Origin of the sequence: Nonomuraea mangrovi (assembly GCF_042681425.1) — a bacterium.
Lineage (GTDB): Bacteria > Actinomycetota > Actinomycetes > Streptosporangiales > Streptosporangiaceae > Nonomuraea > Nonomuraea mangrovi.
Genome location: NZ_JBHUFV010000098.1, coordinates 58,553 through 85,122, shown reverse-complemented (window position 1 = coordinate 85,122; position 26,570 = coordinate 58,553). Strand labels below are relative to the sequence as shown.

General features: G+C 72.2%; 23 protein-coding genes and 1 riboswitch. Of the genes, 9 read left to right on the top strand and 14 right to left on the bottom strand.

The window, feature by feature from the left end; translation table 11 throughout:
* Positions 1-92: 92 nt before the first annotated feature.
* Positions 93-851 (top strand): precorrin-6A synthase (deacetylating), encoded by a 759-nt coding sequence (gene cobF, locus ACFSKW_RS51440; RefSeq protein ID WP_379582611.1) that lies wholly within the window; start codon positions 93-95, stop codon positions 849-851.
* Positions 852-875: 24 nt separating this feature from the next.
* On the opposite strand, the gene ACFSKW_RS51435 is transcribed toward cobF, so the two are convergent.
* Complete coding sequence (locus ACFSKW_RS51435; protein WP_379582609.1) at positions 876-1,637, bottom strand: (2Fe-2S)-binding protein; 762 nt, start codon at positions 1,635-1,637, stop codon at positions 876-878.
* Between the two features lie 41 nt (positions 1,638-1,678).
* A riboswitch (cobalamin riboswitch) is annotated at positions 1,679-1,864 on the bottom strand.
* Between the two features lie 97 nt (positions 1,865-1,961).
* Here ACFSKW_RS51435 and ACFSKW_RS51430 point away from each other — a divergent pair.
* On the top strand, positions 1,962-2,873 hold the full coding sequence (locus tag ACFSKW_RS51430) for a hypothetical protein (protein ID WP_379582607.1): 912 nt from the start codon (positions 1,962-1,964) through the stop codon (positions 2,871-2,873).
* Positions 2,874-2,913: 40 nt separating this feature from the next.
* On the opposite strand, the gene ACFSKW_RS51425 is transcribed toward ACFSKW_RS51430, so the two are convergent.
* Positions 2,914-4,194, bottom strand: coding sequence for a BtrH N-terminal domain-containing protein (locus ACFSKW_RS51425; RefSeq protein WP_379582605.1), 1,281 nt, complete (start codon positions 4,192-4,194; stop codon positions 2,914-2,916).
* Between the two features lie 221 nt (positions 4,195-4,415).
* Positions 4,416-4,772, bottom strand: a complete 357-nt coding sequence (locus tag ACFSKW_RS51420) for an arsenate reductase family protein (RefSeq protein ID WP_379582603.1) — start codon at positions 4,770-4,772, stop codon at positions 4,416-4,418.
* Between the two features lie 219 nt (positions 4,773-4,991).
* Here ACFSKW_RS51420 and ACFSKW_RS51415 point away from each other — a divergent pair, with 219 nt between their 5' ends.
* From ACFSKW_RS51415 to ACFSKW_RS51405, 3 genes are all read left to right on the top strand, one after another.
* Positions 4,992-6,329, top strand: coding sequence for a purine-cytosine permease family protein (locus tag ACFSKW_RS51415; RefSeq protein ID WP_379582601.1), 1,338 nt, complete (start codon positions 4,992-4,994; stop codon positions 6,327-6,329).
* Between the two features lie 161 nt (positions 6,330-6,490).
* The gene (locus tag ACFSKW_RS51410; protein ID WP_379582599.1) at positions 6,491-8,068 is read left to right on the top strand and encodes a hydantoinase/oxoprolinase N-terminal domain-containing protein; all 1,578 of its coding nucleotides are present in this window, start codon (positions 6,491-6,493) and stop codon (positions 8,066-8,068) included.
* 91 nt (positions 8,069-8,159) lie between these two features.
* A complete protein-coding gene (locus ACFSKW_RS51405) occupies positions 8,160-9,278 on the top strand; it encodes a DUF917 domain-containing protein (RefSeq protein WP_379582597.1) in 1,119 nt (372 codons plus the stop codon).
* Positions 9,279-9,311: 33 nt separating this feature from the next.
* Here the strand turns inward: ACFSKW_RS51405 and ACFSKW_RS51400 are convergent, their stop codons facing one another.
* Complete coding sequence (locus ACFSKW_RS51400) at positions 9,312-9,476, bottom strand: hypothetical protein (RefSeq protein WP_379582595.1); 165 nt, start codon at positions 9,474-9,476, stop codon at positions 9,312-9,314.
* Between the two features lie 11 nt (positions 9,477-9,487).
* The gene (locus ACFSKW_RS51395; RefSeq protein WP_379582593.1) at positions 9,488-9,646 is read right to left on the bottom strand and encodes a hypothetical protein; all 159 of its coding nucleotides are present in this window, start codon (positions 9,644-9,646) and stop codon (positions 9,488-9,490) included.
* Positions 9,647-10,275: 629 nt separating this feature from the next.
* On the opposite strand from ACFSKW_RS51395, the gene ACFSKW_RS51390 reads away from it, so the two are divergent.
* Both ACFSKW_RS51390 and ACFSKW_RS51385 read left to right on the top strand, forming a co-directional pair.
* Positions 10,276-10,626: an effector-associated constant component EACC1 gene (locus ACFSKW_RS51390; protein WP_379582591.1), complete on the top strand. Its 351-nt coding sequence runs from the start codon at positions 10,276-10,278 to the stop codon at positions 10,624-10,626.
* Entirely contained in the window at positions 10,613-12,835 is a 2,223-nt protein-coding gene (locus ACFSKW_RS51385; RefSeq protein ID WP_379582589.1) for a caspase, EACC1-associated type, read from the top strand. Before ACFSKW_RS51390 ends, ACFSKW_RS51385 begins: the two co-directional genes overlap by 14 nt.
* 153 nt (positions 12,836-12,988) lie before the next feature.
* Here ACFSKW_RS51385 and ACFSKW_RS51380 read toward each other — a convergent pair whose 3' ends face one another.
* From ACFSKW_RS51380 to ACFSKW_RS51345, 8 genes are all read right to left on the bottom strand, one after another.
* Entirely contained in the window at positions 12,989-14,791 is a 1,803-nt protein-coding gene (locus tag ACFSKW_RS51380; protein WP_379582587.1) for a GH39 family glycosyl hydrolase, read from the bottom strand.
* A 4-nt stretch (positions 14,792-14,795) separates the two neighbouring features.
* Positions 14,796-16,358: a glucoamylase family protein gene (locus ACFSKW_RS51375; protein WP_379582585.1), complete on the bottom strand. Its 1,563-nt coding sequence runs from the start codon at positions 16,356-16,358 to the stop codon at positions 14,796-14,798.
* 15 nt (positions 16,359-16,373) lie between these two features.
* A complete protein-coding gene (locus ACFSKW_RS51370) occupies positions 16,374-17,195 on the bottom strand; it encodes a carbohydrate ABC transporter permease (protein WP_379582583.1) in 822 nt (273 codons plus the stop codon).
* Entirely contained in the window at positions 17,192-18,127 is a 936-nt protein-coding gene (locus tag ACFSKW_RS51365; RefSeq protein ID WP_379582581.1) for a carbohydrate ABC transporter permease, read from the bottom strand. The genes ACFSKW_RS51370 and ACFSKW_RS51365 overlap by 4 nt, the downstream gene beginning before the upstream one ends.
* 3 nt (positions 18,128-18,130) lie before the next feature.
* Positions 18,131-19,393 (bottom strand): extracellular solute-binding protein, encoded by a 1,263-nt coding sequence (locus tag ACFSKW_RS51360; protein ID WP_379582579.1) that lies wholly within the window; start codon positions 19,391-19,393, stop codon positions 18,131-18,133.
* The gene (locus ACFSKW_RS51355; RefSeq protein ID WP_379582577.1) at positions 19,390-20,391 is read right to left on the bottom strand and encodes a LacI family DNA-binding transcriptional regulator; all 1,002 of its coding nucleotides are present in this window, start codon (positions 20,389-20,391) and stop codon (positions 19,390-19,392) included. The genes ACFSKW_RS51360 and ACFSKW_RS51355 overlap by 4 nt, the downstream gene beginning before the upstream one ends.
* A gap of 203 nt (positions 20,392-20,594) precedes the next feature.
* Positions 20,595-21,818, bottom strand: coding sequence for an MFS transporter (locus tag ACFSKW_RS51350; RefSeq protein ID WP_379582575.1), 1,224 nt, complete (start codon positions 21,816-21,818; stop codon positions 20,595-20,597).
* 181 nt (positions 21,819-21,999) lie between these two features.
* Complete coding sequence (locus ACFSKW_RS51345; protein ID WP_379582573.1) at positions 22,000-23,703, bottom strand: zinc-binding dehydrogenase; 1,704 nt, start codon at positions 23,701-23,703, stop codon at positions 22,000-22,002.
* 116 nt (positions 23,704-23,819) lie between these two features.
* On the opposite strand from ACFSKW_RS51345, the gene ACFSKW_RS51340 reads away from it, so the two are divergent.
* Together ACFSKW_RS51340 and ACFSKW_RS51335 are read left to right on the top strand one after the other, a co-directional pair.
* Entirely contained in the window at positions 23,820-24,794 is a 975-nt protein-coding gene (locus ACFSKW_RS51340; protein ID WP_379582571.1) for an AraC family transcriptional regulator, read from the top strand.
* Between the two features lie 43 nt (positions 24,795-24,837).
* Positions 24,838-25,089, top strand: a complete 252-nt coding sequence (locus ACFSKW_RS51335) for a helix-turn-helix transcriptional regulator (RefSeq protein ID WP_417629467.1) — start codon at positions 24,838-24,840, stop codon at positions 25,087-25,089.
* 6 nt (positions 25,090-25,095) lie between these two features.
* On the opposite strand, the gene ACFSKW_RS51330 is transcribed toward ACFSKW_RS51335, so the two are convergent.
* Positions 25,096-26,565 (bottom strand): M81 family metallopeptidase, encoded by a 1,470-nt coding sequence (locus ACFSKW_RS51330; protein WP_379582568.1) that lies wholly within the window; start codon positions 26,563-26,565, stop codon positions 25,096-25,098.
* Between the last annotated feature and the right edge of the window lie 5 nt (positions 26,566-26,570).

Here is a 26,570-nt window from a genome sequence, read left to right as displayed (position 1 = left end):
TCAATGGCGCTGAACGGTGACTTTGCGCTACGAGCCGTCCTCGGTCAGGCCCGGCGAGCCCGGCCATTCGCCGAGGCGGCAGACTTTCCCGGGTGAAGCGAATCCTCATCATCGGCATCGGCGCCGGCGACCCCGACCATCTCACCCTCCAGGCCGTCAAGGCCATCGGCAGGACCGACGCCTTCTTCATCCTCGACAAGGGCGAGGCCAAGCACGACCTGGTCGGGCTCCGCCAGGACATGATCAAGGAGCACGCCCGCGAGCCGTACCGGCTGGTGGAGGCCCGGGACCCCGAGCGGGACAGGACCACTCCCGCCTACGCCGCCGCCGTCGAGGAGTGGCGCTCGCGTCGGGCCGACCTGTACGAGGCGTTCATCCGGGACGAGCTCGGCGACGACGAGACCGGCGCGATCCTCGTCTGGGGCGACCCTGGGCTCTACGACAGCACGCTGGCCGGGATCGAGGAGGTCGTCGAGCGGGGAGGGGTCGCGTTCGAGTACGAGGTCGTCGCGGGCATCACCAGTGTGTCCGCGCTGACGGCCCGGCATCGCACCAGCCTGACGAGGGTGGCCAGGCCCGTGCACATCACGACGGGCCGCCGCCTGGCCCAGGAGGGCCCCGTCGCGGCCGACGACGTCGTCGTCATGCTCGACGCGCGCTGCGCCTTCGCCGACCTGGGTGCGGAGTACCACATCTACTGGGGTGCCTACCTCGGCACGCCGGACGAGATCCTCGTGTCGGGGCCGGTGCCCGAGGTCGCCGACCGCATCCGGGAGCTGCGGGCGCAGGCCCGCGAGCGCAAGGGCTGGATCATGGACACCTATCTGCTGCGGCGCGTCCTCCCGTCGTGACGATCGGCGGGGCGGCGTGGCTCATCAGGATCCTCCGCCCCTGCGCATGGTCAGCGCCCACTGCTCGCGGCGCGTGATCTGATCGAGCAGGACGCAGTCCCCGCACATGCCGCCGCCGGGCACCCGGTAGTAGAGGCAGCAGCTGCGCCGGACGAAGAACGGCCGGTCGGGAGCGGGCTCGACCAGCTCCCCGCTCCCGCGCAGCACGCCGAGCGCGAGCAACTCGCGACCGAGCGCGATGGCGCGTCCCGCGAGCTCGGGGCGCCCGCGGGTGAGGGTCTGGACGGCGCCTGCGAGGGCGGAGGCCGCGTTGCCCCACAGCAGCCCCGGCGCGATCTTCACGATCTCCTGGACGGCCTGGGCGAGCGGCTCCAGCAGCCCGGGCACCACGGCGCGGTACAGGGGCTCGGCGAGGGAGGTGCCCACGACCCGCCGTCCGGTCAGGCGCTGAGCTCGCAGCGGCAGCGGACCGGAGGGGGTCGGGTACCAGTGCACCTGGGACGGATCGACGTCGACGAGCAGGCCGTGCGCCACCGCCACGCCGACAACGGGCGACCACAGGCGGGCGGCCAGTCCCTGGAACAGCAGGGAGGCCGCCACCCTGGTCTCGCCGGTTCCCAGGCGTACGGCGGCGTCGTCGATCCGGTGTCTCACGGGCAGATCGGCGAGCGGCCGCCACCCCGGCCCGATCGGCCCGACTCCCATCTCGAAGAAGCCGCCGATCGTGGACACGTCGGCGACCGCTCCGGCGATCACCGCCGGCGGCACAGGCAGCCGGTACGGCACGCCGACCACCTCCCTCTCCCGCGGAGATCCGCCCCGATCCGCTGAGGAGGCGACCGCGCGAGTCTCCTGGCTCCCGGCTCGACGCTCGTCCCCGCCTTCCCACCCGACTCGGGCAGTGGCCTGCTGGGATCCGCTCACCGATCACAGTGGCGGGACCGCGCCGGACTCTCACCGGCTTCCTCGATCCGCCGTCGCCTACGCCGACCATGCTCGCACACCTGCGATCACCGGCTCGACCGGGACTCTGACAAACCGTCCCATAGCTCAGTGAAGATCGTGTTATGGTCCTGCGCCTGTGCATCCGAACAGGAAGGCGCTCGAACCATGTGGATCGCGCTCGGGGTGGTAGCCGCGGTGGTCGTCGGAGTCGCGCTGTGGTGGCGCTTCCGCGACCCGCTCAGAGGGGAGAGCTTCGACCAGTTCGAGGTCAACCGCCTTTGGGGGTGGGAACTGCGGCTCAGCGAGGAGGAAGAGATCGCGTTCATGGCGGGGCTCAGGGCCTACGACAACGAGGTGGGCTCGTTCTTCATCCACGGCGAGCACGGGGTGCTGAGCCTTTATCACCCGCCGATGCTGATCTCCATGCACCTCATGGCCGACCGCTTCAAGGCGATGGGACCCGCCGCGATGAGCGATCCTGCGGGCGCCGTACGCCACCTGTTCGGCCAGGCCGCCGCCCGCGAGAGCGTCGGGGTGCTCCACCTGCGGGAGAACTGGCTGCCCTGCGAGATCGACGGCATGGACAAGTACGGCTTCCGCGACGCCATGAGCGACGCCCTGTCGGCGCCCGGCGTGGACGGCGTCGAAGGCGGGTACGGCGAGGAGGACAGCGGCTACGGCATGGTCGTGGTGCTCGCGGGCGACACGCCGGAGTCCGTCCAGGCCATGTACGACCAGGCGAGCGACCTTTCCACGAGCGAGCCGATCCGCGATCGCCTCGACGTCGTGAAGGCGGTCCTCGAGGAGCCCGAGCCCGAGTACGTCGAGGCGCTCAACCGGGCCGACGGCGAGAAGAGCCGCTACACGAACACGCTGCTCGTCGACTACGCCAGGGTGCTCGACCGCTACGCCGCCACCCGGACGCAGATGCAGGGCGCCAAGCCCTCGGACGTGCTCGGCGCCGCCCTGAGCCGGATGCTGGCCGAGCAGGCCCCGGGCACGACCTGGACGAGGCAGCCCTCGCAGGAGGAGCAGGAGTTCGCCATGCAGATCATCGCCACTCGCGTCAGGTACTGACGTCACCCGCGGACAGGCTCAGCGGACGAAGAGGCCCCGGTCAGCGCACGAGTGCCGCCAGCTCCGCGATGGCCGCCGACTCCGCCTGGTAGATCGCGCCCACCCGCGTGCCGAGTTCGGCGAAGAGACCGGCCAGATCACCGGCGGGGGCGGACCGATCGGCCTGCGCCCTGAGCCTCCACAGCTCCTCGCCCGCCGCTGCCGCCTGGGCGCCACCGGCGCTTCCCTCGGCCAGGACGCTCTCCCTGATCGCCGCGGTCAGCTCGCGCGCCCTGGCGAACTCGGGCACCGACGCGGGAAGCGCGGCCTCCGCGAGGTCGTGCCACATCGCGTGGATCTCCCTGAACCGTCCCGCCAGCCCGGAAAGGCGCGGCTCGCCCACCAGATCCGCGGCCTCGTCCAGCGAGCCGGCGAACAGGTCGCGCAGGTTCCCGCCGTCCATGCCGACCGGCTCGACGCCTTCCCACACCGACAGCAGCGCCCCCGCCAGGCCGCGACCGTCGGCGAAGACCTTCGGCCACGCCTTGGCGTTCCTGGTGTCGGTCAGCAACCGCGCCCACTTGCGCCACGCGGGCAGCGAGAACGAGTCGGAGGCCGCGGACAGGTGGCCGGCGCAGTCTCGCAGCCCTTCTCGTGCGGCGCTCGCCAGCGCCGCCTCGTCCAAGACGGTGTCGCCGAGGACGTGCGTCACGTTCTTGTACGAACCGACCCTGGCACGCGCGGCGTCGACGCGGTCCCGCGGCACGAGCAGCGTCGCCTGGCCCCTGTCGTCGATGTACACCCCGTTCTCGTCCCGCCGGTAGGCGACCACGGGATGCCCGCCGTGCCCGTCCAGCGCGGCGGGCAGCCGCCAGTACCCGATGTGATAGCGGTCGGGAAGGATCACGCACGGCCGCCCGGCGTCCAGTTCCTCGGCGAGCCTGTCACTGGCCCCGCGGGCGCCGCCGGTGGTGTGCTCCTCGTACGGCACGCCGAGACGGGTGAGCGTCTTGTCCATCCAGCGGTTGTAGTACTGCCACTGATTGCGAAAGCCCAGGGTCACGTGCCGGGTCTGGTCGTGCTGGAACTCCCACAGGATGTAACCGGCGCCGATGCCGCCACCCGCGAGGAACACCAGCGGCTCGCTGATGGCGACGCCCTGGTTGGCGAGGATCGCGGTGATCGCCGCGCTGGAGGGGTGGTGCCCGCCGACGAACCGCCAGCCGCCGTCGGCGTGCGTCTCGGCCTTGCCGAGCAGGTGCGTGCGGGCCGTGGTGTAACTCTCGCCGGTCTTGGCCATCCGCTCACGGATGCGAGCCTTGAGCTGCTTCTTGCTGGTCATGACGACTCTCCGCGCGGCCATCGCCAGGGCCCGGCCCACGCCCGCAGCCCTTGGCGGCCGCGAAGTGTCGCGAAGCCGGTCAGACTGCCGCTCCCGAGGCTCCTGCGTCCCCTTTGCCTCCGCGGCCGGCGGGTCGCGTGGGGATCCGCTCAGGAGGTTGGGCGGGAGAGAACCGCCACGACAGCGCACTATAACCCACCCGCGCTCCGCGGACCATGCCGCTAACCGAGTATCGATCGCACGGCCTGCTCGGTCCGCCCGACCACGGCCGACCCGTCGTCGGCCGTGATGATCGGCCGCTGGATCAGCGTCGGGTTCTCGGCCAGTGCCCTGATCCACCGGTCACGGCTGCGGGAGTCGCGCGGCCAGTCGTGCAGGCCGAGGTCGGCGGCTCGCGCCTCGCCCGTCCTGGTGATGTCCCACGGTTCGAGGCCGAGCTTGACCAGCACGTCGCGGATCTCGTGCTCCTTCGGCGGATCCTCCAGGTAGCGGCGCACGGTGTAGCCGACCGCCGCGGCGTCCAGGACGGAGAGCGCGGACCGGCACTTGGAGCAGTCGGGGTTGATCCAGATTTCCATGATCTCAATGCCTTCTCTTTCAGCGACCTGCCCGGTATAGCAAGCCCCCGGGCTCCTGCGCCACACCACCGGCCTCGACACTCCTCGAGCTCCCGGTCGCCAGGGCCGGGGCGGGCCGCGCGGCCGGGCGGCGCGACATCGCCTCTTCCCAATGATCGTCGGTGAATCTAGCGTCGCAACAAGAGCCCCGTGATTCCCACCGGCAGAAAGGGGCATCGGATGTCCGATGCGGCGATCAACACCGAGTTATCCGACGAGGGCCTGGCCCGCGACGACTACGCGCTCCAGCGGGTGCCCGTCTCCGCCCGTTACGGCTGGCTGACGGTCGCGGTCCAGCGGTTCGGCATGCTGAGCGCGCTCTCGCAGTTCCTGCTCGGCGCGACGCTCGGCATGGGGATGGGCTTCTGGGACGCGGTCCTGGCGATCACGCTCGGCGCCGTCATCCTCGAGGTCGTCGCGATCGCCGTCGGCGTCGCGGGCATGCGGGAGGGCCTGTCGACGACCGTGCTCGCCAGGTGGGCCGGGTTCGGCCGCTACGGCGCGGGCGTGGTCGGCATGGTCATCGCGATCTGCCTGCTCGGCTGGTTCGGCGTCCAGTCGGCCGTTCTCGCGCAGGGCCTCGCCGCGATCCTGGGCGGCCCGCCCGTGTGGGTCTGGTCCATCCTGGCCGGGCTGGCGGTCACCGCGATCGTCGTGCACGGCTTCGCGGGGATGGCCTGGACCGCGTGGATCACCGTCCCCGCCTTCCTCGCCCTGGCAGGGTGGGCGATCGCGGTCGAGCTGTCGAAGCAGTCGCTCGGCACGCTGGCCGCCTCGGCGCCGCCCGGGCCCGTCCTGAGCCTGGCCGAGGGCGCCACCATCGTGGCGGGCGGGTTCATCGTCGGCGCGGTCATCTCCCCCGACATGTGCCGGTGGAACCGCAGCGCCGCCGACGTGGTGAAGCAGACCGTGCTCGGCATCACGCTCGGCGAGTACGTGGTGGCCCTGGTCGGCGTGCTGCTCGCGCACGCGCTGCGCACCGGCGACGTGATCGCCATCGTCACCACCACCTCCGGAGTGGTCGGCACGGTCATCCTGGTCACCGCCACCCTCAAGATCAACGACTGGAACCTGTACGCCGCCTCCCTCGGCATGACCAACACCCTGCACGTCGCCTTCGGCCGACACGCCAACAGGGCCGCCGTCACCGTCGCGCTCGGCGTCATCGGCACCGGCCTGGCCGCCGCGGGCATCCTCGACCACCTCATCGACTTCTTCGTCCTGCTCGGCGTCGCCATCCCGCCCGTCGCCGGCATCATGGTCGCCGAGTACTACGTCGTCCGCCGATGGCGGCCCGCCCTCGACGCCTCACGCGCCTCCGGCACGCTCCCGGAGTCGGCGCCGGGCTGGGCGCCCGCCGCGCTGGTCATCTGGCTCGGCTCCGCGCTGGTCGGCAAGTACGTCGCGTGGGGCATCCCCGCGCTGAACGCCCTCGTGGTCGCCTTCGCCGTCTACGCGGTCGCGGGCAGGCTCGGCCTCACCGGCGCCCCGCGCGACGAGAGCGCCCGCCTGGCGTGAGCAGCGCCTGGCACCGCCCTCCCGCCGAGCCGTTCCCCCCGCCCTCTTCGACCTCCCCGCACCCTTCTGCCTTCCCGCCCCCTTCGACCTCCCCGCATCCGTCAACCTCCCAGCACCCCTCCACCTCCCAGCACCCTTTGACGCAGACAGGAGCAGCATCCGTGCGTGTCGGGATCGACGTGGGCGGCACCCACACCGACGCCGTCCTGATGGCGGACACCACCGTCCTGGCCGAGATCAAAACCGCCACCACCCTCGACGTGACCAGCGGCGTCGTCACCGCGCTGGAGCGGCTCCTCGCCTCCTCCGGCGTCGACAGGGCGCGCGTCACCGCGGTCATGATCGGGACGACCCACTTCACCAACGCGCTGGTGACCGGCCGCCGACTGGCCCGCACCGCCGTCGTACGGCTGGCGCTCCCCGCGACCGCGGCGCTGCCGCCCCTGGTCGACTGGCCGGAGCGGCTGGTGAAGGCGATCGACCCCAGCGTCCACCTGTGCGACGGAGGACACGAGTTCGACGGCCGCCCGATCTCCCCGCTGGACCCCGACCAGCTCAAACGCGTCGCGGCCGAGCTGAGCGTCCGGGACATCAACACCGTGGCCGTCACCAGCGTCTTCTCCCCCGTCAACGCCGACGTGGAGGAGCAGGCCGCCGGCATCCTGCTGGCCGAGCTGCCGCATCTGCGGGTGAGCCTGTCCCACCAGATCGGCAGGGTGGGGCTGCTGGAGCGGGAGAACGCCACCGTCGTCAACGCCTGCCTGCGCGACCTGGCCGACGAGATCGTGGACGCCTTCACCGCGGCACTGGTGGCGGTCGGCATCCACGCGCCGCTCTACCTGTCGCAGAACGACGGCACGTTGATGGACGCCGAGCACACCCGCCGCTACCCCGTGCGCACGTTCGCCTCAGGGCCGACCAACTCCATGCGGGGCGCGGCGTTCCTCGCCGACGTGGGTGACTGCGCGGTGGTCGACATCGGCGGCACCACCACCGACGTCGGCGTGCTGAGCGGCGGCTACCCCCGCCAGGCCACCGGCGAGGTCGACATCGGAGGGGTGCGCACCAACTTCCGCATGCCCGACGTGCTGTCGATCGGCCTCGGCGGCGGCAGCCGCGTCACCACCGGCCCGCCGCTGGAGGTCGGGCCCGACAGCGTCGGATACGAGCTGACCAGCCGGGCGCTGGTGTTCGGTGGCCAGGTCCTCACCGCGACCGACCTCGCCGTCGCGGCCGGCATGGCCGACATCGGCGACCCGTCCCTCGTCCGGCACCTCGGCAGGGACCTCGTCAGGAGCGGCGTCGCCTGGATGGCCACCAGGGTCAGCGAGCTCGTCGACCGGATGCGCGTCTCCGCCCTGCCGTTGCCGGCCGTGGTGGTGGGCGGTGGCAGCGTGCTGCTGCCCGATCGCCTGCCGGGCGTCCCCGCCGTCCTCCGGCCCGACCACCACGCCGTCGCCAACGCCATCGGCGCCGCGACCGGCCAGATCGGCGGTGACGTCGACCGGCTGTTCGCCATCACCGGCGCCCGCACCCGCGAAGACGTCCTCGACCAGGCTCGCGCCGAGGCCGTCGAGCGGGCGATCTCAGCGGGAGCCGATCCCGGCACCGTCGAGGTGGTCGACATCGACGAAGTGCACGTGGCCTACCTGCCCGGCAACGCCGTCCGCGTCCGGGTCAAGGCCGTCGGCGACCTCCGGCTCGGTGGCGGCATCGCGACGAGCGAGGAGCAGGCGTGACCGGCGAGGAGGAGCAGCGGGCATGACGGGCGAAAGGGAACAGGCGTGACCGGCGAGGAGGAGCGGGCGTGACGAGCGAGGAGGAGCAGGCGTGACGGGCGTGGACCTGAGCGTGGAAGCGCTGCGCGACCTGGCCGAGGGCGCGGCCGTCCTCGGAACGGGAGGCGGCGGCGACCCCTACATCGGCAGGCTGCTGGTCGAACGGCAGCTGCGCGAGGGCCGCCGGGTGACGATCATCCCGGTCGACGAGCTGCCCGACGACGCGCTGGTCCTGCCGTCGGCGATGATGGGCGCCCCCACGGTCTTCGTCGAACGGCCGCCCTCCGGCCAGGGCAACGTCGCCGCGCTGCGTGCCCTGGAGAAGCATCTGGGACGCACCGCCGCCGCCACCATGCCCATCGAGTGCGGCGGTCTCAACAGCATGATGCCGCTGTTGCTCGGCGCCCAGCTCGATCTGCCGGTCATCGACGCCGACGGCATGGGCAGGGCCTTTCCCGAGCTGCAGATGGAGACCTTCGCCGTGTACGGCGTGCCAGGCTCGCCCATGTCGATCGCCTCCGACCACGGCGACGTCGCCATCATCGAGGCCGGCGACAACGTGCGCATGGAGCGGCTGGCCCGCGTCATGACCGTCGAGATGGGCGGCGCCGCCTACATCTGCGACTATCCGATGGACGCCGCGACCGTGCGCCGCACCGCCGTACCGGGCACGCTGACCCTCGGCATGCGGATAGGCGCCGCGCTCCGGCGGGCGCGCGAGCAGCACGACGACCCGTTCGACGCGCTCACCGCGGCGCTGTCCGGCACCATCTACACCCACGGCCTGGTCCTGTTCAGCGGCAAGGTCATCGACATCGACCGCAAGACGGTCGCCGGGTTCGCCCGCGGCCAGGTGACGCTGGCCGCGCTCGACGACCCCGCCGACCGGCTGACGATCACCTTCCAGAACGAGCATCTCGTCGCCCGCCGCGACGGCGAGGTGGTGGCGATCGTGCCCGACCTGATCTGCACGCTCAACGCCGACACCGGAGCGCCGGTGACGACCGAGGCGCTCGCGTACGGCCAGCGGCTGACGGTCTACGCCATCTCCACGCCCGAGATCATGCGTACCCCCGCCGCACTGGACTGCTTCGGGCCTTCGGCGTTCGGCCTCTCCGACCCCTACACCCCCGTCGAACGGCTCGCCTCCAGGGAACAGGCCGACACCTGACCTCCTGGACACCGTCAGTCATGGAGATCGCCCTCACCGATCGGCGATGACCCCGCCGCCGGAGCCACCCTGTCCGGCTCCGGCGGCGGGGATCGCCGTCGTGGCGTCCATGTCGCGCCACGCCCCGACCGAGCGCGGCCCCGTCCCCCTGATCGAAGCACCGGCCGTGCCCCACCGATCAAGGTGACCGAACGTCATAGACGGAGTGATCAGCCTGGTGCAGTCTCGATGCGAAGGACCGCACCGTCATGCACGCCGGCTTCCTCCAGCAGCTGGTCGCGATCGAGAATGTGATCGTCGGACCCGTCGCGAGACGTGTCCGTCAGGACGACTCTGGCGTCGACCGCGCGCCGCTCCGACAGAATCACGGGTGGAATGTCGCCAACCGATGTCGTGCTGGGCACGCCCGTCAGCTCGTAGGACCTTGGCTCTGGTGTGATCAGCCGACCACGCATGGCTTTGCGCAGCCCTCCGCACCGGCTCGCGGGAACGCCTGAGCCTGCGCGAACGCATCGCTCTTCACGCCGGAAGCGTGCGCCCTGTTCGCCAGCCATACGGCGCTGGACCGGGTGGGCCGAGCCGAGGACGTGGCCGACGTGGGGTTTCCTCGCATCGGACGAGGCCCGGTGGGTGACCGGCCAGGTGGTGGACGCCAGCGGCGGCGTGCACCTGGGTCCCCGTCTCTGACAGAACCAGGGCGCTGTCGGCTCGGAGGCGTGGTTTTCGTGCCTCCTGACGGGGCAGGTGCATGAGTACCTGCCCCGGGGTGGTCCCCGAAGATTCGCCTCCGGGGCAGGTCATCTCGGCCGCGCGCACGCGCGGGGTGTCCCGAAACCCCGACGACACCGTGAGGCCGCCGCGCTCGGCCTCTCCGGCCCCCGCACCCCCGTCGAACGGCTCGCCGCCGGACGCCGATGACCTCGCCGTTCGCCGACCCACGCCGATCGTGACGAAACGGATGATCGAAAAGTCCGGACCGTCCTGAGATGATCAGCGGATGGATCAGGTGGTCATTGCAGTCCAGTCGGAGGATTCGGCGGCGGACCTGCGGTCGCTGCTGGCATGGCTGTCCCGCGAGGACGAGCTCCGCGGCCGGGTGCGGCTCCGGCAGGAGCAGGTCGCCGAACGCATGGGCGGAGCGACCGACGCGGTCGTCATCGCGCTGACCAGCGGGGGGACGCTCACGGTCGTGGCCAGGGCCGTCCAGACCTGGCTGGTACAGCGCAAGGCGGACATCACCGTCAAGACCGACGGCACGATCGAGGGCAAGCGGATCAGCGCGAAGGACATGGCCGAGCTGATCCAGTTGGTCAGGCCGGCCGGTCCACCGGACGATGAGCCTTCCTGACCGCGCGGGGTGGCGGGTGGTGCTGGTCGGCACCGCCACGTACGCGCATCTGGACGATCTGCCGGCCGTCCACGGCAACCTGTCGGACCTGGAGGCGCTGCTCACCGACGGCGACGTGGGCGCGGTCCCGCAGGGGCAGTGCGCGGTCGTGGAGGACCCCGCCACGCCGCAGGAGGTCTACCAGGCGGTCAAACAGGCCGCCGAACTGGCCGACGACGTGCTGCTGGTGTACTTCTCCGGGCATGGCCTGCTGGATCCCGACACCATGGACACCCTCTACCTCGCCCTCACCGGCGCCGACCCTGACGACCTGACCTACACCGCGCTGCCCGTCGACCATCTGCTGCGTGCCGTCCGCAGGAGTCCCGCCAGGACCAGGGTGGTCGTCCTGGACTGCTGCTACAGCGGCCGGGCGCTCGCGGACACGATGAGCGCGTCGCCGGTGGAGCACCTGGACATCTCCGGCAGCTGCCTCATCACCGCGACTCCCGCCAACCGGCAGGCGTACGCCCCCGCGGGCGCATCGCACACCGCGTTCACGGGCGTGCTGATCGAGGTGCTGCGCCACGGCGTGCCCGGATGCCCGCAGGTGCTGACCCTGGGCGATGTCTACCGCAGGACGAAACAGCTGTGCGCGGGCCGGGCGCTGCCCGACCCGCAGTCGTACGCGATCAACACCGCCGAGCGGCTCCCCCTCGCGCTGAACCGGGCGGGCCTGGCCCCCGCCCGCCCTCAGGTGCGGGCCGCGCCCCTGGTCATCAAGGGACGTCACGCCCTCGAATGGCCCGGCTGGATGCGGCTTCCCGCCAACCTCTCGCTCCTCTATGTGGGCGCGAGCACGTTCGCGTACACGCAACTGAAGATCGTGGCCGGCTGGGCGGTGACCGGCGCGCTGCTCGCCCTCTTGTACGTCATCTACCTCATGACCGTGCCGCGGTGGGGGTCCTACACGATCCAGGTCGACCGGTGGGGCCTGGCGATGCGGTACGGGCTGCGCCGTCCGTTCCAGCTGGGGTGGGACGAGATCGCGCGGGTCGAACTGTCCGACGGCGAGTTGCGCGCCGGTCTCGTCCCCGAGGCGAGGCCGCCGCGACGCGGGTTCCGCTGGTCGCTCCATCGGGTCGACGGCGACAGCGTGGTCCTCGCGGCGCTCGACGAGGTCGACCGCAGGCCGCGAGAGATCGCCGAGTCGTTCGAAGCTCACGCCGGACAGGCATGGGACCCCGCGAGCTTCGACACCGCGGCCGAGGCGGCGGTGCTGCCGACTGACCGCGTCAGGATCGCCCTCGGCGTGCTCGCCGTCCTGGCGATCGGCCTGCCGCTCGGGCTGATCATGACGGGCGCGGCAGGCCTGTCCGCGGCGGCCGCCTACGCGATCCTGGCCGTCGCCGCCGTGCTGGTCCTGTGGCACGTACGCCGCTGGCTGCTCCGCCCGGGACACCTGACCCTCGACGCGCAGGGGCTGGCCGTCTCCCTGGGCGGCCGCTCGCTCGCCCTCGGCTGGGCGCAGGTGGAGTGGGTGGCGCTGACGGATGTGCCGGGCAGGCTGGGGGCGCGGCTGGTGACCGTACGTCCCAAGCCGCACGCGAGGCTGCCGCGCCTACCCCGCTACGGCCTGGCCGGGCCGTGGCGTACCCGCGACGGGACCCTGGTGCTCTGCCCTTCGTGGGCCGTGGCCGGGCGCGGGGAGGACCTCGAGGAGAGCCTCGCCACGTTCGGCGGAGCCCGCTGGCGGGCGGGCTTCCAGCCGTGGGACCGCGTCAGGGAGACGATGGCGGAGACCCGGATTCCGTTCCGGCTCACGTGGCCGAGGGTCGTGCTCCTGTCCGGCGCGGCGGTCGTCGTCGGCGCGCTCCCTCTGGAGGGCGTGCCCTTCGCCGTCGTGCTGTGCGCGCTCGTCCTGATGGCCGCGGCGTGCTACGTCACCGGCGATCCGGGCGAGCTGCGGGTGGACGGGTGGGGTGTCAGGGGCCGGTTCCTCGGCCTCGAGCTGGTCAGCGTGCCGTGGACCGCGATCGCCGCCGCCGAGGTGTCGGGCGAGGAGGAGCCGGCGCTGCTCCTTCGCGTCAAGGGCAGGCCGCGGGCGCTGTGGCCGCTGGCTCGCGGGGAACTGCGCGGCGTCCGCGTCCTCGCCGTCTCGGGCAGGCACGGCCACCTCGGCGCCACGGCGGAGGAACTGGAGCGCGCGCTCGACCGCTACCGGCCGTAGACCGGACGCTCCGCGACGGTGGCGGGCTCCGGTCGTCCTCGGTCGCGGCAGGCGGCTGTTCGCCGGCGCGACCGAGGTGCCGGGGCTGCGGCTGGTGGAGAGCCGGGCGTTCGCCTCGGGCATCGTCCTGCTGCGCTACCGAACCGCCTGAGGTCAGCTCTGGACTCTCCTCAGCTCCAGGAACGACACTCCCGGCATCGGCAGCTCGAAGACGACCTGGACCGGCGGCTCGACGACGCGGGCAGGCTCGTAGTCCTGCAGGACGTTCGCTTCGCGCAGCTCGGCCCACTGGTCCTGCCCTGGCCAGTCGGCGCCGCCCATCGCCCGCCAGACGGCGCCGATGTTGCTGTGCTCCTCGTCGATGCGCAGGTGCCGCAGCTCGTACGGCCCTTCGGCCAGCCCCGCGAGGGTGAGCACCACCGTTCTGGACAGTTCGGCGGCGCCGCCCGCCTGGCCGTGGTTGAGCGTGCCGTTCCACACCAGCACGCCGACGGTGCCGTCCTCGTGCCTGGCCGCCCACGCCTCGACCCCCGCCGCGTCCCCTCCGACGTCTGCCGCGAGCTCCTCCTGGCCGAGCCGTTCGGCCAGCGCAAGGGCGTAGAACCTGGGCTTGCGCAGGTTGCCGACGGTCAGCAGGCCGAAGCCGCCGTGGAGCAGCCGCGGCGGGCGGCCGAGTTCCTCGAAGTGGTCGGAGGCAACCCAGTGCGCGAGCGCGTCGACCCTGCCGGCCGCCGACTTCATGCCGTGCAGCAGGAACGTCGCCCCGAAAGGACCGTCGCCGATGCCGTGGAAGTGGGTGGGGGTCGGCCCCCATTCGGTCCACCAGATCGGGGTGCCCTCGCGGCCGTGCCCGGCAAGCGCGGGGCGCCAGTCCAGGGGCGCGTTGCCGTAGGTGTGGGTCGAGACGAAGTCGAGCGCGGCGCCCGAGACGTCGACATGGTCGAGCAGTTCCTCCACCCAGCCGTTGGCCGCCGAGGCCGGGCCGCCGACCCGCAGTCCGGGGTGGACGGACTTGACGGCGGCGGCGGTGACGTCGTACAGGCGGAAGAACTCCTCGGGGGTGCCGGACCAGAAGACCTCCAGGTTGGCCTCGTTCCACACCTCGAACGCCCAGTGGTCGACGACCTCCCGCTCGCCGTACCGCTCGACCAGGTGCGCCGTCAGCGCCCTGACCAGGTCGGCCCACCGCTCGTAGTCCTTGGGCGGAGAGATGATCGCCTGGTAGCCGAAGACCGTCTTCGACGGGTCGGCGGCCAGCTCGCGCGGCATGAACGACAGCTCGACGACCGGCCGCAGGCCCATGCCGGTGATCGTGTCGTACACCTCGTCGACCCTGGTGAAGTCGTGCACGGGCGCGCCGTTCACCTCACGATAGACGCCGAGGTCGTCGCACAGGATCGCGTGCGCGCGCACCGCCCGCACGCCGAGCTCCTCACGGGAGATCCGCAGTGCCTCCGTGAGCTCGGCGCCGATGGGCCTGCCGCCCGTGCGCTCGGTGCTGAGCAGGTGGGACAGGTGCTCGGAGCCGATCATCGGCCGCCACGGCCTGGGCAGCGGCCGCGTGACCGTCTCCGTGTCGACGTCCACGCTCACCCGGGCCTCGCCGGTCTCCAGCGGCTTGGCGTGGACCGCGGCCGACAGCGGCCCCGTGGCCTCCATCGCGGAGACGGCGGCCACCGCGTACGCGGCGCCCGGCCGCCCGGTGTCCACGTACCGGCAGGCGGGCACCGCGGCGACGTCGACGTCGGGCTGCGTCACCGGAGCGCCGTCCCTGTGCACCAGGTACCCGATCGCGCCGGGAACCGGGTCCCAGGTCAGCGTCACGTGCCCGGCGCCGGGGGTCGCCCGCAGCGCCGTGGGAGCCGCGAGCTCGATCCTCGCTCCCTGCGCGACCTCGCCCGAGGCCTGGTAGACGCGCTCCCGCCAGTCGCGGCGCGCGGCCTCAGCCTTGCTCATCCAGTCATCCCCGATCTGTGGTGGTGTCGACGACGTCCCACTCCTCCAGCTCCATCACGGGGCGGAGCCTGGCCTCGACCTCGGCGCCGCCGAAGTAGCGCCGCAGGTTGTCGCGGGCCAGGACGTTGCCCAGGGCGGCCATCACCATGCCCTGGTCCAACGCGAGGTGGTAGGTGGACACGACTCCCGAGCGGACGGCGACGGCGTCGTAGAAGCCGCCCCTGCCGTAGGAGTCGAAGTTCCTCTTCAGCGCGGCCAGGTTGTCCAGCGCCCTGCGTCCCGCGTACGGCAGCGCCAGGAAGGCGGCGTGCGGGGTGACCACACCGTCGCCGTAGGAGGCGGGCTCGGGCTGGGCGGGCCTGCAGCCCTCGTAGCCTGGGTCGGTGCCGGTCCGTTCCTTGTCGGAGGTGTAGCCCGCCGCGTCCATGCCGAGCGGGTCGACGCCGTACTCCCGGTAGCCGCCGTGCGGGTCGTTGGACGGCGAGAAGCCCCAGTACCCGTACTTCGCCTCGGCCAGGCCGTGCTCGATCTGCGCGCGCACGAAGACCGGGTGGTTGCGGCCCCAGCTCTTCGGCGCCCATGCCGCCTCCGGCACGACCAGGTCGGGCATCAGCTCCTCGAACATCGAACCGCCCCAGTTCGGGACATAGCGCATGCCGCGGTAGCCGTAGGTTCCCTGCCAGACGTTGACGCCCAGGTACCGCTTCCACGAGCCGACGGGCTTCTGCTCCTGCCATGCCCAGTCGCAGCCGCTGTCGGGGAAGGTGCGGTAGATCCCGAAGTAGTGCTCGCGCGGGAGCTGGCCCAGGGCGATGCCGACGTAGGTGGCGATGCGGGTCTCGGCGGGAGCGCCGTAGGTGTGGCAGGTGGAGTAGACCTTCACGCCGGTACCCGCGTAGTCGGTCTCGATCGAGCAGCCGTCGGGCCTGTCCGGCCAGAAGCCGCCGCGCAGCAGGCCGGTCCCCGCGTCGGGGCGGGCGGCGGCGTCGTAGTAGGCGGCGAAGTTCATGCTCCGCGCCAGCCGGTCGGCCCTGGCCGCGTGGGCGGGCGTGGCCTCGCGGAGCATCATGAGCGCCGCGGCGAGCCAGGCGTTGTCGACGCTGGAGGCGAACGGTTTGACCTGGTCGCCGTTGTCGGGCCAGACGCGCACCAGCTCCAGGGTGGCAGGGTCGTACCAGTTGTAGTACTGCCCTGTGGGAGTGTCGCGCGTCATCTTCTCCAGCGCCGTGAGCACCCTGCCGATCCGCAGGACGGCCTCGGACCCGCCGATGAGGTGAAGGTCGCGGGCGACGAGCGTGCTCCAGACGTAGGCGGCGATGTTGGTGGGCGAGGTGACGCGGGCGCGGGTCCGCAGGTCGCCGGTGACCTTGTCGGCGGGAACGCCGGTGCGGGGGTCGACCATCGCCCGCATCGAACGCCATGTGTCGGCCGCGTACCGGCGCATGGTGGCCAGGTCGGCCGCCGAGAACCGGCCGTCGTGCCGCTGCGGCGCGTCGGCGTGGGCGTGGGCCGCCGGGGTCGCGACCAGAGCGGTGGAGAGCACGCAGGAGAGGACCGCCTTGCGCATGGGGGCTCCTTGTAGCTACTTGATGCCGGTGGTGGCGATGCCTTGGACGAAGAAGCGCTGCAGGAAGACGAACAGGAGCAGGATCGGCGCGATGACCACGACCGAGCCGGCGACCAGCAGGTTGTAGTGGGTTCCCTCGTGGCCGTTGAGGATGTTCAGCGCCACGGGCAGGGTGTACATCTCCTGCGACTGGGCCACCACGGCCGGCCACAGGAAGTTGTTCCACGCGCCGAGGAAGGTGATCAGCCCGAGCGTGGCCAGCGGCGGCCCGCACAGCGGGAGGATCATCCTGAGGAAGATGCGGATCTCCCTCGCGCCGTCCACCCTGGCCGCGTCGATCAGCTCGTCGGGCAGGTCGGCGATGAACTGCCGCATCATGAACACGCCCAGCGGGGTGACCATCGTGGGCAGGATGATCCCGATGAAGGTGTTGACCATGCCCAGCTTCGCGATGAGCACGAACTGCGGGATCATCAGCACGATCCCTGGAATGGCGAGCTGCACCAGCACCAGCGCGAACACCACGTTCTTGCCGGGGAAGCGCAGCTTGGCCAGCGCGTAGCCGAGCATCGAGCAGAACAGCAGGTTGGCCGCCACCAGTACGAGGGCCACCAGCATGCTGTTGAAGAAGGCCCGGCCCATGTCCACCCGGTCGAACAGCTCGGCGTAGTTGCCGAGCGTGAACGTCTCGGGCCAGAACGTCGGCGGGTCGCGCCGGATCTCCGCCTCGGGCTTGACCGAACTGAGCGCTGTCCACAGGAACGGCCCTGCCACCAGGAGCAGGCCGGCGCCCAGCCCGGCCAGGATCACCGCGTGCCGGCCTCTGGTGCGCTTCATCGTCTCCTCCCCAACCGCAACTGCAGGACGGCCAGCGCCACGATGACGGTGAACAGGGCGGTCGAGGCCGCTCCCGCGTAGCCGTAGTTGCCCACGCCGAACTGCTTGAAGATCGCGAGGGACGCGGACAGCGTCGAGTCGAGCGGCCCGCCCTGGGTCATGATCAGCGGCTCCTCCATGAACTGCATGAAGCCGACGGAGCTGTAGACCGAGCAGAAGATCAGCACGGGCCGCAGCGCCGGGACCGTCACGGATCGGAACTTCGCCCACCGACCCGCGCCGTCCGTCTCCGCCGCCTCGTACAGCTCTCGGGGGATGGCCTGCAGCGCGGCCAGCAGGACGACCATGTCGAAGCCGAAGCTGCGCCACGCCGTCATCACGATGATCGACGGCAGGGCCGTGGACTCGTTCTCCAGCCACGCGGGGCCGTGCGCTCCGACGAGCTCCAGCAGCCGGTTGACCAGCCCCGCGTCGGGTTCGAGGAGGAACTTCCACGCGACGGCGACCCCGATGATGCTGGTGATGTTGGGCAGGTAGTAACCGAGCCTGAAGAACACCGCGGGCAGCCGCCCGATGCCGGAGTTGAGCGCCACCGCCGCCGCGAGTCCGAGCCCGATGGTCAGCGGCAGCGCGGTGACCACGAAGACCACGGTGTTGACCGCCGCCTTCCGCATCGCCTCGTCGCCGGCCAGCCGCAGGTAGTTGTCCACGCCGACGACGTCGACGCCCAGCGGGTCGGTCACGTCCGTGCTGCGCATGTCGGTGAAGCTCATGCCCACGCCGACCAGGAGCGGCCCCAGGTAGAAGACCGCGAACAGCACGACGAACGGCGCCGCGAAGATCCAGCCGACGCCCGCCTGGCGGAGCGGGCTCCTGATCCTGACGGGGGCGGGCGCCGCGGCCGCCTCCCGGTCCCTGGTGAGGATGGCCATGGCTTACAGGCCGGTGCCGATGGTGTCGGCCTGCGACTGGATGGCCTTGGCGGTCTCCTCGGCGGTGGACCTGCCGAGAGCCAGCTTCTCCAGCTCGGTCTCGATCACCCTGGCGACCTGCTCCCACGTCGGGAACGGCGGAGGGGTCTTGGCGTCCTTGAGCTGCTCGCCGAAGACGGCCAGTTGCGGGTCGGCGGTCAGTGCAGGCTCCTGCCAGGCCGACCGCACGCTGGGCAGCGCCTTGACCTTGGTGTACCAGGTCGCCTGGACCTTGGGGTCGGTCAGCCACCGCAGGAACGTCCACGCCGCGTCGCGGTTCTTGGCCTTCTTGAACACCACCATGTCGGCGCCGCCGACGAAGCTGGTGCCCGTGACCGGGCCCTTGGGGTAGAGGGCGAGGCCGAACTTGTCCTTGAATCCGTCGCCGCCGTCGTTGGCGAGCACGCCGGCCATCCACGGCCCGGAGTAGAAGGCGCCGACCTCGCCCTTGATGAAGGTCTGCGGGAAGGCGCCGACGGGCAGGTCGTTGGGGGCGAGCTTCTGCTCGAACAGCGAGGCGTAGTGCTTGAGCGCGGTGACCGCCTCGGGAGTGTCGAAGGTGTAGGCGCCGTCCTTGACGATGTCGCCGCCCGCCTGCCAGATCAGCGGCAGCAGTTCCTGCCACGAGCCCGCGCGGTAGCCCTGGTTGAAGCCCTTGTCCGCGCCGCCCTTCTCCTTCATGGCCTTGACGAAGGCGGTGAAGTCGGCCCAGGTGGCCGGGGCCTTCACCGCCGCCTTCTCGGCCACGTCCTTGCGGTAGTACAGGACGCGGGTCTCCACGTACCAGGGCACGCCGTACGCGGTCCCGTTGACGTTCACGGTCTCCCACGCGCCGGGGAAGAAGGCCGCCTGGTCGAAGAGGTCGGCGGGGGTGGGGTCGAGGGCTCCGGTCTTCGACAGCTCGCCGGACCAGGTGGAGCCGATCATGGTGACGTCCGGGGTGGCGCCGCCGGCGATCGCGGAGGTGATCTTGTCGTGCGCGACGTCCCAGCCCATGGGAGTGACAGTGATCTTCACCCCGGGGTTGGCCTTCTCGAAGTCGTCGGCGAAGGCGTCCAGGGCCTTGCCCTCCTCGCCGATCGCCCAGACGGTCACCTCGCCGGCGATCTTGCCGGTCGTGACGTCCCTCGCCTGCTCGGGGGCCTTGCTCGCCTCGCGGCCGCAGCCGGCCAGCACGAGCGCGACGGCGAGCAGGCCGGCCGCGGAACGCCGGGGGTAGGTGTTCATGGGGATTCCTCCAGGGGGTGTACGCCGCAGCTGGATCGCACGACCAGCTCGGTGGAGAGAACGTGGTGGGTCGAGGCGGCGGCCCGGCCGCCGGTGATCAGCTCGTCCAGCGTCCTGGCGGCCCTGGCGCCCAGCTCGCGCATGGGCTGGCGGATGGTGGTCAGCGCGGGGCGGGCGTGGCGGGCGGCCATGATGTCGTCCCAGCCGGTCACCGCCAGGTCATCGGGTACGGCCAGGCCCAGTTCCTCGGCGGCCAGCAGCGCGCCGAGCGCCACCTCGTCGTCCGAGCAGATGAGGGCGCGCGGCCTGTGCCGGGACCGCAGCAGCTCCAGCGCGGCCGCGTAGCCGCTCTCGACGGTGTACTCGGTCGTCAGCACCGGCTCGATCGCCGAGCCCAGCACGGCAGAGACGCCCGCCCAGCGCTCGGAGACGTCGTCGCCGACCGCGTAGGGGGCGCCGAGGAAGGCGTAGGAGTCATAGCCGTGGCCGCGCAGGTGCTCGGCCAGGCGCGTCGCGGCGGCCGTGTTCTCGCTGCGCAGCGTGGCCGCGCCGGGGACGGGGTCGCGGGACAGGAAGACGAGCGGCAGTTCGGCGGCGATCAGCTCGGCCACCAGGTCCTCGGGGACGGTCTGGCCGAAGACGACCATGCCGTCCACCCGGCCGGCCAGGTCCTTCACCAGGTCACGGACCTGGCTGCGGCCTTTCGTGGACAGGATGAGGACCGACCGGCCCAGCTCGGAGGCGACCTCCTCGTAGCCCAGCAGCACCTCGGTGTAGTACGGACCCGCGAGGTTGGGGAAGACGATGCCGTTGGCGGCGTGCCTGCCCTCGGCCAGGCTCACGCCCAGCCTGCTGGGGGTGAAGCTCAGCTCCTCGACCGCCTTCAGCACCTTCTGGCGGGTCTTGTCCGCCACGGGACCCGTCCCGCGCAGCGTGCGCGACACGGTGGCGATCGACACGCCCGCCCGCTGGGCGACCTCGTAGATGGTCACTTCCATTGCCCGGCTCCTCCTTCTGTAAGCGCTTACACCCCTGCGGGTGTAAGCGCTTACAGAATCGGCAGTGTTACAGACGGATGGCCGGACGTAAAGAGTCGCTCACCTTCGGGACAGCCGGAAAGTGGTCAGCCACCGGACCGTCTCACCAGATGAACGGCCTCACCGGGACCCGGTCGAACGACTTCACCCGATCTCGGGGGCCGTCAGGCTCCTGGCGCGGCGACGGCTTCGGCGGGGAGGCGGCGGGACAGGCGCAGCACGGCGAGGCAGGCGCATCCGAGCGACACTCCGAGCGTCGTCCACAGCAGCGGCGGCGCCGTGCCGAGCAGTGCCGAGAAGCCCGCGGGCGCGACGACGGCCGCCACCGCCCAGGTCTGCTGATGGATCGCCAGGTAGCGGCCTCTGAGCGCGGCGGGCGCCGTCGCCGCGGCGATCGCCCACGAGGGGGTGGTGTGCAGGAGCTCGCCGAGGGTGAACACGAGCGTGGCGGCCACCAGCCCCCACACGCGCGGCGGGCCCGGAGGCAGCAGCGCCGCCACGCCGTACAGGCCGCACGCGACGATCAGCACCGCCCCGCCCAGCGCCATGGCATGGGTACGGCGGGCACCGCGCTGCCACCGCCGCACCGGGAGCTGACCGGCCGCCACCAGAACGGTGTTGAGCGTGTACAGCACGCCCAGCAGCCAGGCGGGGGCGCCGAGGACCGCGACCGCGTACACCGGCAACGCGACGGGAAGGATCATGTGCGCGAGCGTGAACGCCTGCTCGGCCGCCACCAGGCCGACGAACGGGCGGTCGGCCAGGACCCGCCGGTACCCCTCCCGCCGCGGCTCGGCGGGAGGGGCTCCCGCGTGCCGTCCCGAGAGGACAAGGCACCCGGTGGCGACCACGAAGCTGGCCGCGTTGACCAGGGCGATGAGCACGAACCCTGTCGCCCCCGCGAGCGACATCGCCCCCGCCGACAGCAGCCCGCCGAGCCCGAAGGCGACGTTCCTGGCGGTGGCCATGAGCGCGTACAGCCGGTCGCGAGCCGCGCCGTGGGCCAGCACCGACAGGTAGCTGCCGGAGGCGGGGTAGTAGGCGCGGTCGCCGACCGCGACCACGGCGGCGACGGCGACGAGCGCGGCGAAGCCGTCCACGAGCGGGTAGGCGGCGAAGCCCAGAGCACGGAGCACGTAGGTGCCGATGAGCACGCCGCGCGCGTCGAACCTGTCGATCAGCGCGCCCGCCACCGGGTTGGCGGCCAGTCCCACCAGGGCCGCCATGGTCACCCCCAGGCCGACGGTGGTCATGGGCAGGCCGGTCACCTCCCGGATGAACAGCAGGGTGAGCGGGACGTAGAGCCCGTTGCCCAGCGCGTCGACGAACATCCCGGCGAGGAACGGCCGCGCGCCAGGGACGCGCGTGGTGGTGGGGGCGGTCGGCATGACGACGAGTATCGGCACGCGCGGGTGCCGGGCGGATCAGCCGATGGTCCCGGACTCGTCTCCGCCCATGGTCCTAGGCGCGACCCGCCGTGCAACGCCCCTGACCAGGTCATGGACCCGCCGGTGTCTCACCGTCGGGTCCTTGACCGGTGCTGCCGGCGTCGGTGGCAGGGCCGTCGTTTCAGGGGATGAGGATGATCTTTCCCCGCGTCAGCCCCGCCTCGCTTCTGCGATGGACGGAGGCCAGCTCGGACAGGGGAAGGGATTCGGCGACGTCGACGGTCAGGTCTCCGGCGTCGACGAGTGCCACGATCTGCGCGAGCTGCGCGGGGTCGTTGCGGGTCACGAAATGCGTGGCGGCGGGCGAGGGAAGGGGCGTGGCGATGGAGACCGCGACCCCGCCCGGCCGTACGAGCGAGGCCAATTCGGCGGCCTTGCCCTCGTCGACGCCCACCAGGTTGATCACCGCGTCGACCCCGCCGGGCAGTGGCTCGGCCGTGTAGTCGACGATCCGGTCGGCGCCCTGGGAGCGGACCACCCCGGCGCTGCGGGGGCCGGCCGTGGCGATCACCGTCGCGCCCGCCCGTTTGGCCAGCTGGACGGCGAAGCCGCCGACCCCGCCGCCCGCGCCGTTGATGAGCACGCGCGTGCCCGCGCTCACCTCCGCGTGCTCGAACACGGCCTGCCACGCGGTGAGCGCGGCGACCGGGATCGCGGCGGCGTCGGCCGGCGGGATCGCGCGTGGCGCGGCGGCCAGCGCCGCGGCGGGGGCGGCGACGTACTCGGCCGCGGCCCCTCCCCCGTCCAGCCGGCCGATGACCCGATCTCCCCGGCTCCACCTGGTCACTCCCGCGCCGACGGCCACGACCGTGCCCGAGACGTCCCACCCCAGCGTGTACGGCAGCACGGCCTGAAGCAGGCCCGCCCGCAGGCCCGTCTCCGACGGGTTGAACGACGTCGCGGCCACGCGGACGAGCACCTCGCCAGGGCCCGGCGCCGGAAGCGGCGCCTCCTCGTGGCGGATGACCTCGGCGCTGCCGTACTCGTGGATGCGGGCGGCACGCGCGCCGGCGCGGAAGGCGTGCGCGTGCTCGTCGGCCCAGGACCTGAACGTACGCGGCGCGCCCGCGGTGACCTCCGCCACGGCGGCGGTGACCGGCGCGGCATCGGCGGTCATCTCGGCCTGGGCGCGCAGGATGCCGTCCACGACCCCGGCCGGCCAGCCGCGGGCCAGCATCTCGCGCCTGGCCTCGCGCGGGTCGGTCTCCTCCCATCGCACCGGCCTTCCGATGGCCTCCCCGATGATCCGCGCCTGCTCGGCCTGGGTGAGCGAACGTGGGCCCGTCAGCTCGTGGACGGCGCCCGCGTGCCCGTCCTCGGTCAGGGCCCGCACCGCGACAGCGGCGATGTCGTCCTCGTGGACGAGCGACATGGCGGCCTGGCCGTACGGCCCGCGCACGACGTCGCCCGCGCGGACCTGCCCGGCCCAGCGGAGCGTGTTGGCCGCGAAGGCGTGCGGGCGCAGGATCGTCCACTCCATCCCCGACCGTTCGATCAGCGACTCGGCCTGCCGTTCGTGCTCCCGTACCGCCGCCGACGACAGGTAGACGATCCTGCGGGCGTGCGCGGCCATCACCTTCAGCACCGCCTCGAGCCCGTCGGCCGAGGCGAACGGCCAGACCAGGAACACCGCCTCGACCCCGTCGACGGCGTCGTGCAGCGAGCCGGGCTCCGACAGATCACCGAGTGCGCGCTCGGCTCCGAGCGGGAGATCCGCCGGCGTCCGGGTGAGCGCGCGGACGCCCGCGCCCGCTCTCAGCAGGTGCGCCATCACCCGGCCTCCGACGGTCCCCGTCGCCCCGATGACCAGAATGCTTCGTCCCATCCGAATCCCCTCCGTGAAGGTTGTTCCTGGTGGTCAACCGTAGGAGGCGGCAATGAGACGACCAATGCTCAAGAGTGCGCGATTCATACGCGATCGTCTCGTGCTAGCGTCAGTCTGTGGATGTGCTCAGTGATGTGATCGCGCTCATGCGTTCGGGGCGGCCCCGCTCGGCGCGGGTCGCCTGGCACGGCCCATGGGCGCAGCGCTTCCCCTCGGTTCCGGGATCCGCGGGCTTCCAGGTGATCCTGAGGGGTTCGTGCTGGCTCATCCCACCCTCCGGCGATCCCGTGGCGCTCGGCGTCGGCGACGTGGTGTTCTTCCCCCACGGCCACGGGTACGTCCTGGCCGACAGCCCTTCCGCGACTCCGGCCGAGCCCGTCTGCGACCCGCTGGAGGACGCCGAGCTGTTCGTCTCCGACTTCGTGGGCGGCCACGGCCCGGTCACGGTGACGCTGTGCGGCGGCTACCGGCTCGACCCCCGTCACTCCCACCCGCTGCTCCGCGACCTGCCCGAGGCCATCCACCTGCCCGCCAGGTTCGGCCACCACCCCGAGCTCCGCGCCGCCGTCGACCTGCTCGGCAACGAGATCGGCAACCCCAGGCCCGGGGCGGACATCATCGTGCTCGCCCTGCTCGACATGCTCCTGCTGTACATCCTGCGCGCATGGTTCGACGAGCCGCCCGAGCGGGCCAGGGCGACGGGCTGGGCGGCGGCCCTCGCCGATCCTCCGGTCAGCGCGGCCCTCCACGCCGTCCATCGCGACCCGGCCCACCCGTGGACCGTCCAGACGCTGGCCGCCGAGGCCGGGCTGTCCAGGGCGGCCTTCTCGCGCCGCTTCACCGCCCTGGTGGGGCAGCCGCCGCTGACCTATCTGACGTGGTGGCGGCTGACCAGCGCGGCAGGACTTCTTCGAGCCTCCGACGCCCCGCTCGGCGAGGTGGCGGGGCGCGTCGGCTACACCTCAGAGTTCGCGTTCGCCAACGCCTTCAAGCGGGAGTACGGCATCGCGCCCGGCAGGTACCGCCGCGAGGCCGTCATCGGCGGCGCCGACGGACCCGCGGCTCCCGCGGCACGCCGTACGAACCGGTGAGGCCTGGGCGGCGGACTCGCCCGGTCAGGCCCACGCGCCGCATATCGCCGGCGAGGCCGGCATGTCCCGGGCCGCCTTCGCCCGCAGGTTCACCGAACTCGTCGGCAGGCCGCCGCTGGGATACCTCACCGACTGGCGGATGACGCCGGCCGCCGATCTGCTGCGGGAGCCGAACACCGCGATCGCCTCCGTGGCCCGCCGGGTCGGCTACCGGGACCCGTTCACCTTCAGCGCCGCCTTCAAGCGCGTCCGCGGCACCGCCCCGAGCAACCTGCGCCGAGGCCCCTTCAGGTGATCACGGTCACCGCGCCACCACGGTGAGGTCCGCGGCGAAGTCGCGGTCGAGGGGGAAGACCGGCCGCAGCAGCCGCTCGTACGGCAGCCGCCGCAGGTCCTGGTCGACGCCGCCCGGCGTCAGCGCCAGCAGCCAGTCGCCCGCCGCCTCGAACAGCTCGGGCTCGAGGTAGCCGATCTTCACGACCACGAGGTCCACCGTGCCCGCCTCGACGCCCAGACGCCTGTAGGAGGCCAGCTCGCGGTACTGCATCCGGCGCGAGGTGACGAAGACGCTGAGCCCGCCGACCCTCAGGCTCACGCACCGCCCGCCGTCGGGGTCGTCGGCGACGGCCTCCAGGACGCCCTCGATCGGAAGGGGGCCGGGCTCGCGCGGGTCGATGCGGCCGCCGACGCGCACGCTGACCGGTGAGCCCGGCGGCAGGTCCGCGACCCGCGCCACGGCGTCGGGGTCGACCAGCGAGGCGTACACCGCCCTGACCGAGCCGTCGGCGATCTCGGGCCGGGTCAGCATCCGCTCGAGGGCGAAGGTCACGTCGTCGGCGCCGCCGGCACCCGGGTTGTCGCCTGAGTCGCTGATGAAGAACGGGCGCCGGGCGGGATCCTTGACGGCCACCAGGGCCTCGTCGAGGCACTCGTCCATGGTGCCGGTGGGCGCGACGAACGTGAAGTCGTCGCGCGCCTCCCAGAAGTGCCGGCCCAGCTCGCGGGCCGCCGCGGCCGTGGCGGCCGCGTCGGTGCCCGTGGCGACGACCGCGCCGCTGCAGCGGGGCTCGTCGGCCCAGGCGAAGCCGATCCAGATCGCGACGTCGATGACTCCGTCCCTGGCCTCGATCTCGGGGACGCGGGCGTACAGTGCCTTGGCCGGGTCGAGCCGCGTGCTGGTCATCTCGCCGGGCAGCAGGATCGGCACGTGGACGAGGGCCTTGTGCGGGCGCCGCCCCCGGCGGAGCGCGTCGACCAGGTTGCGCGCCGCGCGCTCGCGGGTCTCCCACACGTCGACGTGGGGCGCGGTGCGGTAGCACGTCAGCAGGTCGCACCCGTCGAACAGCGCGTGAGAGACGTTGCCGTGCAGGTCCATGGCCGCGGAGACGAACGGCTCCGGACCGACGAGCGACCGGATGGCGGTGACGAGCCCGCCCTCGGCGTCGTCGCGCCCGACGACGCTCATCGCGCCGTGGATGTCGAGCAGGATCCCGTCCAAGGGGCCGGCGGCGGCCAGTCCGTCGAGGATCTCGGCGTGCCAGGCGTCGTACGTCTCGGGGGTGACCGCGCCGCCGGGCAGGGCCCGTGCGTGCACGAGAGGCACCCATTCGACGTCGGCGGCCCACGGTTCGGCGGGCGAGAGCCAGCCGTACCTGGCCAGAAGCGCGTCTCCGCGGGTGACCTCGAAGTCACCGGCGGTGCTCAGGTGCGGCGAGAACGTGCTGGACTCGATGTGCACGCCGCCGATGGCGACGCGGAGGGGACGGGACACGGGCG

What these genes read in the sequence shown, in the direction of transcription:
- ACFSKW_RS51430 (WP_379582607.1), top strand. Translation starts at nt 1,962, where the DNA reads ATGTGGATCGCGCTCGGGGTGGTAGCCGCGGTGGTCGTCGGAGTCGCG.
- ACFSKW_RS51425 (WP_379582605.1), bottom strand. Translation starts at nt 4,194, where the DNA reads ATGACCAGCAAGAAGCAGCTCAAGGCTCGCATCCGTGAGCGGATGGCC.
- ACFSKW_RS51420 (WP_379582603.1), bottom strand. Translation starts at nt 4,772, where the DNA reads ATGGAAATCTGGATCAACCCCGACTGCTCCAAGTGCCGGTCCGCGCTC.
- ACFSKW_RS51415 (WP_379582601.1), top strand. Translation starts at nt 4,992, where the DNA reads ATGTCCGATGCGGCGATCAACACCGAGTTATCCGACGAGGGCCTGGCC.
- ACFSKW_RS51400 (WP_379582595.1), bottom strand. Translation starts at nt 9,476, where the DNA reads ATGACGTTCGGTCACCTTGATCGGTGGGGCACGGCCGGTGCTTCGATC.
- ACFSKW_RS51390 (WP_379582591.1), top strand. Translation starts at nt 10,276, where the DNA reads ATGGATCAGGTGGTCATTGCAGTCCAGTCGGAGGATTCGGCGGCGGAC.
- ACFSKW_RS51385 (WP_379582589.1), top strand. Translation starts at nt 10,613, where the DNA reads ATGAGCCTTCCTGACCGCGCGGGGTGGCGGGTGGTGCTGGTCGGCACC.
- ACFSKW_RS51380 (WP_379582587.1), bottom strand. Translation starts at nt 14,791, where the DNA reads ATGAGCAAGGCTGAGGCCGCGCGCCGCGACTGGCGGGAGCGCGTCTAC.
- ACFSKW_RS51375 (WP_379582585.1), bottom strand. Translation starts at nt 16,358, where the DNA reads ATGCGCAAGGCGGTCCTCTCCTGCGTGCTCTCCACCGCTCTGGTCGCG.
- ACFSKW_RS51370 (WP_379582583.1), bottom strand. Translation starts at nt 17,195, where the DNA reads ATGAAGCGCACCAGAGGCCGGCACGCGGTGATCCTGGCCGGGCTGGGC.
- ACFSKW_RS51365 (WP_379582581.1), bottom strand. Translation starts at nt 18,127, where the DNA reads ATGGCCATCCTCACCAGGGACCGGGAGGCGGCCGCGGCGCCCGCCCCC.
- ACFSKW_RS51360 (WP_379582579.1), bottom strand. Translation starts at nt 19,393, where the DNA reads ATGAACACCTACCCCCGGCGTTCCGCGGCCGGCCTGCTCGCCGTCGCG.
- ACFSKW_RS51355 (WP_379582577.1), bottom strand. Translation starts at nt 20,391, where the DNA reads ATGGAAGTGACCATCTACGAGGTCGCCCAGCGGGCGGGCGTGTCGATC.
- ACFSKW_RS51350 (WP_379582575.1), bottom strand. Translation starts at nt 21,818, where the DNA reads ATGCCGACCGCCCCCACCACCACGCGCGTCCCTGGCGCGCGGCCGTTC.
- ACFSKW_RS51345 (WP_379582573.1), bottom strand. Translation starts at nt 23,703, where the DNA reads ATGGGACGAAGCATTCTGGTCATCGGGGCGACGGGGACCGTCGGAGGC.